At 32.2% G+C, this 777-nt stretch carries 1 protein-coding gene and 1 pseudogene; both read right to left on the reverse strand.

Annotated elements, in window-relative coordinates; translation table 11 throughout:
• On the reverse strand, nucleotides 1-256 hold a 256-nt coding region (locus tag FUA24_RS04860), incomplete at its 3' end, for a peptidylprolyl isomerase (RefSeq protein WP_187388170.1).
• Between the two features lie 93 nt (nucleotides 257-349).
• Nucleotides 350-777: pseudogene (locus tag FUA24_RS04865) on the reverse strand (ATP-dependent DNA helicase RecQ); the annotation flags it as partial.

Raw genomic sequence — 777 nt, forward strand, 5'->3', positions numbered from 1 at the left:
CATCATCAAATTGGTATCCAGGGTTTCCTGTGCCTGTACCTTGTGGGCAACCACCTTGAATCATAAAATCTGGAATTACTCTGTGAAATTTTAAACCATTGTAATAAGGTGTTCCTTGTGGTTTTGCTGAATTTTCTAGGTTACCTTCTGCTAAAGCTACAAAGTTACCAACTGTACCAGGTGTTTTTTTAAACTCTAAAGCAACTAAAATTTCGCCTTTTGTTGTATTGAATTTTGCGTATAATCCGTCTTGCATTGTTCTAATTTTTAAGAAAGTGCAAAGATACGAATGATTGGCAATTTACAATTGACGATTTACAATTTTATTTAAAATACTGATTACTGTTGCTTAGTTAGCTACCTCACTAATAAACTTAATTCTGTAAAGGCGTAATTCTTCTTCATCGTAATCACCATCAAATTCTTCAATAGCTTCACTTATAGCATCAGATTCAGAATCCATAAAATACTCGTGTATTTCTTCTTGCTGATCTTCGTCTAAAATTTCATCTACCCAATAATTTATATTCAATTTAGTACCAGAATATACAATGGCTTCCATTTGTTTTATGAAATCTTCCATTTCTAGTCCTTTTGCAGAGGCAATATCATCTAAAGGTAATTTTCTGTCTATACTTTGAATGATGTAAAGTTTATTTGCTGAATTGGTTCCGGTAGATTTTACCACTAAATCATCAGGACGCATAATATCGTTATCTTCAACATATTTTGCTATTAAAGCCACAAAATCTTTACCAAATTTTTTGGCTTTACCCT

This window comes from Seonamhaeicola marinus (assembly GCF_008085455.1).